Genomic DNA, 3,810 nt, shown 5'->3' on the forward strand with positions numbered 1-3,810 from the left:
CGGTCTCGGTGAGACCGGCGTGCCGAGCCCAGGCCGCGGGACCGCCCCAACCGGCGTCGACACCGGCCAGGAAGCCCCGCATGACCTCGGGCCGGCAAGCCAGGTGGCCCGAGGTGAGCAAGATCACCGAGTGGTTATAGGACGGTCGGTCGGCCAGGCGGGCGTTGACCCGGTCGATGCGCTCGTTCGTCTGGACGTAGTCGGCGACGATCGCCTCGGGGTGCACGCCGACGAGACTGAGGAGCAGGGCCGCGAGCACGCCGGTACGGTCCTTTCCCGCCGCGCAGTGGAACAGGGCCGGGCCCGCCGTCGGCTGGGCCAGCAGGCGCAGCGCCCTGGCCACCGAGTCCCCGGCCAGGCGCAGGTAGTCCAGGTAGTGCTCGATCCGGTCGGCTGAGTCGCGGTCCTTGACGATGGCAGGGTAGCGCGGGTCGTCCGGCATCACCCATTCACCGGGGAGAAAGGACAGATTGTGGTAAGTGACCGGTTCGTAGGCGAGCGGCCCGCGGCCCTCCCGCTCCGCTTCCTCCTTGGCCCGTAGGTCGATGACCATGCGTAGCCCGAATGTCTCCCGCAGCGTGAGCACGTCACCGTCCGTCAGGGCCTGGACGGAGTCGGTGCGCAGGAATACCCCCCATCGGGTGGTTGCACCGTCCAGGGTGGGCAGCCCACCCAGATCTCGTGCGTTGTCGCAACCCGACATGTTGAACCATCGCTCCACACGCTGATCGTAGAGCCCGAGACGGTGCCGCCGGGCCCGTTGGACGCAGCCGGGTCAGGGGTGCGGATCAGCCGCACGGTGGGGCGCCCCGCTGACTGGGCGGAGGTTTGGCGAGCCTCGCCGTCGTGCGTGCTCCACCCGACTCGGGTTGCGGCTGGTCGGGTTGCAGCTGCCCGGGTGCGACGTGCCCGGGTGCGACGTGGATCGGCCGGGCGGGCACCCCGGCGACGACCTGCGCGGCCCGGATGTCGTCGGTGACGACGGACCCAGCTCCCACAACCGCCCCGTCGCCGATGCTGCGCAGGCCGACGATGCTCGCCTGCGCGCCGATCCACGCCCGCGCGCCGACGGCCACCGCACCGGAGAGCCGGGCCCCCGGCGCGACCGTGACGTAGTCACCCAGGCGGCAGTCGTGCGCCACGCTGGCGCCGATGTTCACCACTACGTGCCGACCGGTTTCGACGTTGGTGGTGATGCTGGCGAGAGCACAGACGACGGTACCCGGCCCGAGCTTCACGTCACCTCCGACGCTGGCCCGGGGGTGGACGAGGGTCGCCGGTCGTCGGCCGCGGGCGCTGGCGTACCGGTCGACGCGGGACCGGGTGGCCGCGTCGGCGAAGCCGATCAGGTAGTCGGCGTCAAGTCGATCGAGTAGGTCGAGCCCACCGAGGAGAACGGCTCCGCGCCGGGCGAGTGGATCCGGGTCCACACGGTCGTCATCGACGAAGCCGAGGATGTCGTAGCGGGGCCCCTCGGTGGCCGCGTTGACCGCCTCCACCAGATCGAGCAGCTCCCGGCCGTGCCCTCCCGCGCCCACGATGACCAGCGAGCGCAGGTGAGCGGGCACGCGGCGACCGTAGCCCCCGATCTAAGCGAGTTCAATCTGACACTCAGAGTAGTTGGATGGGCCGTCCTGGCTGGCGTGGTGTCGCTCTTCGTGAAGAGATGGCCGATGTAGGCGACCGATCATACTACTATCTGTATCATCATGATCTCGAAGGGTGATGAATGGTGAAGGTAGTCGTGACGGGTGGGGCCGGCTTCATCGGGGCCCACCTGACCAGAGCGCTCCTCGCGGCAGGCACGGAGGTCGTCGTGATCGACGATCTCAGTACCGGGGCGCTGTCGAATCTCGCCGGGCTGCCTGCCGAGCTCGTCGTCGGCAGCGTGACCGACCGGACGCTGGTCGAACAGGCGTGCACCGGGGCGTCGAGCATCGTGCATCTGGCTGCCCGGCCGTCGGTCGAACGGTCGTTGCTCGACCCGATGGCCACCCACGCGGTGAACGCGACCGGCACCCTGACGGTGCTCGGCGTCGCCCACCGGGCCGAGACGCACGTCGTCGTCGTGTCCTCCTCATCGGTTTATGGCGATCGGTCGGCCGCTGGCGATCGGTCGGCCGCTGGTGGCGCGGGTCCGCTGCCGCCCTCGGCGGGCACCCCGTGCCTTCCGCGCAGTCCCTTCGCGGCCTCGAAGCTCGCCGCCGAGGGATATGCGCTGTCCTACCAGGCCAGTTTCGGTCTGCCGGTGCTTACGGTCAGGCTGTTCGACGTGTTCGGCCCCTACCAGTCCGCCGGGCACGCGTACGCGGCCGTGGTGCCGACCTTCATCGAGGCCGCGTTGGCCGGCCGGCCGCTGACGGTGCACGGGGACGGCCGGCAGACGCGCGATTTCATCCCTGTCGAGCTGGTCACCGGGATGCTGTGCGATGCGGTGTGCCGCCGGCTGACCCATCCACACCCGGTCGACATCGGGTCCGGGACCCGTACCGATCTGCTCACCCTGATCGCCCGGCTGGAGGGGATCCTCGGCCGGCGGCTGGTCGTCGAGCACGCCGCGCCCCGGCCCGGGGAGATCCGGGACTCCCAGGCGGACACGACGACGATGCGTTCGCTGTTCCCGGACGTGACCGGGGCGGCTCTCACCACCGAGTTGGCGGCAACCGTGACCTGGTACGCCGACCGACTGGGGGCGGACCGCGCCGGGCCGCCAGCCGCCGGGCCGCCGGGCGCGACGCTGCCCGCGTCCGCCGTCCACGGTGACCGGGATTGAGCCTGGATGGCGGATCATCCGCCGGCATCCGACAAACTCTCGGCCGTCCAGGCACTCCCGCACCACCAAGCTGTCTTGGCCGTCCCTCGCGGGTGGCTGGGCCGTCGTTTGGCGTGCCCGGGGTCAGACTGGGCCCTGGCGCCGTTCTTCTGGCGTGGTCGGATCCTCCGGCGGCTCCGCACCAGGCCCGAACCCAGGCGCCCAGATTTTCCGCAGCGGCCTGCCGTGCGGGCACGTCCCCCGCTCGGGCACCCGCTCGACGCTGCCTGTGGCATGCAACTGGGCGCCACGGCGACGCCGGCACTTGTTGCAGGCCACCAGCGACAGCATCGGCACGACCGGCTCCGGCCCGGTCGGGCCGCGGTCGTCCGCCGGCCCCGGCTCAGGCGGATCGCTGGTCATTTTCTCTTGGTGATTCGGTTAGCCCCGCCGCACGTCGGGCACTTCTTCTCCTGCGTTCCCGAGTAGCCGCCATCTTCGTCTGTCTCGACCCGTTCGGCGACCACGTTCCCGGTGCCGTTGCAGGTTGGGCAGTCCGCGGTCTCCACCGGCTCCAGGTCGGCATGCCCGGCCTTCGCGCCCCGCTTGTCGTAGTCCTTCTCGACGTCGGGGTTCCCCTTGGATCCGGCGGATCCGCCTTTGCCGCCGCGTTTGACGCTGTCACGGCCGGTGGAGGCTCCACCACTGGTCGACCCTCGCTTGTTCCACGCCATGGGTTTCTCTCCGTCTGCCGTCGACCACTCCCCGCATCAACGGTAGCGGCGGAACACTCAGCCTGGTACCAGAGCAGCCGGCTCCGTTACCGGCGGCAGAGAGGTCGGCCCTCGGCCAACGGCGTGCTCCGGGAGGCCTACTCGGCGCGGCTGATCGCGTAGACGGCGTGATCCTCTCTGTGGAGGAACTCGCTGCGGATGTACACCATCCCGAGACGTTCGGCGACTCGGACGGACGCGGTATTGGCCGGGAGGATGACGGAGACGACCTCGGCAAGGTCGGGTTGCGCGGCGAACGCCCAGGCGATCGCCGCCCGGCCGGCC

General features: G+C 70.6%; 5 protein-coding genes. 1 reads left to right on the plus strand and 4 read right to left on the minus strand.

All coding sequences use genetic code 11. The annotated features are described in order from the left end of the window. Positions 1-721 (minus strand): tyrosine-protein phosphatase (locus AC08ON_RS02175; RefSeq protein WP_476616360.1); only part of this gene is annotated, 721 nt, incomplete at its 3' end. A gap of 67 nt (positions 722-788) precedes the next feature. Beyond that, positions 789-1,568 (minus strand): NeuD/PglB/VioB family sugar acetyltransferase, encoded by a 780-nt coding sequence (locus AC08ON_RS02180; RefSeq protein ID WP_476606446.1) that lies wholly within the window; start codon positions 1,566-1,568, stop codon positions 789-791. A gap of 161 nt (positions 1,569-1,729) precedes the next feature. Here AC08ON_RS02180 and AC08ON_RS02185 point away from each other — a divergent pair, with 161 nt between their 5' ends. After that, a complete protein-coding gene (locus tag AC08ON_RS02185; RefSeq protein WP_476606447.1) occupies positions 1,730-2,773 on the plus strand; it encodes an NAD-dependent epimerase/dehydratase family protein in 1,044 nt (347 codons plus the stop codon). Between the two features lie 398 nt (positions 2,774-3,171). Here AC08ON_RS02185 and AC08ON_RS02190 read toward each other — a convergent pair whose 3' ends face one another. Both AC08ON_RS02190 and AC08ON_RS02195 read right to left on the minus strand, forming a co-directional pair. Then, positions 3,172-3,486: a hypothetical protein gene (locus AC08ON_RS02190; protein ID WP_476606448.1), complete on the minus strand. Its 315-nt coding sequence runs from the start codon at positions 3,484-3,486 to the stop codon at positions 3,172-3,174. Between the two features lie 137 nt (positions 3,487-3,623). Further along, positions 3,624-3,810 (minus strand): GNAT family N-acetyltransferase (locus tag AC08ON_RS02195; RefSeq protein ID WP_476616361.1); only part of this gene is annotated, 187 nt, incomplete at its 5' end.

It is taken from the genome of Frankia sp. CoWAU3 (assembly GCF_977971855.1).

Coding starts and splice junctions, on each gene's coding strand:
- AC08ON_RS02185 (WP_476606447.1), top strand. CDS start 1,730: ATGGTGAAGGTAGTCGTGACGGGTGGGGCCGGCTTCATCGGGGCCCAC.
- AC08ON_RS02190 (WP_476606448.1), bottom strand. CDS start 3,486: ATGGCGTGGAACAAGCGAGGGTCGACCAGTGGTGGAGCCTCCACCGGC.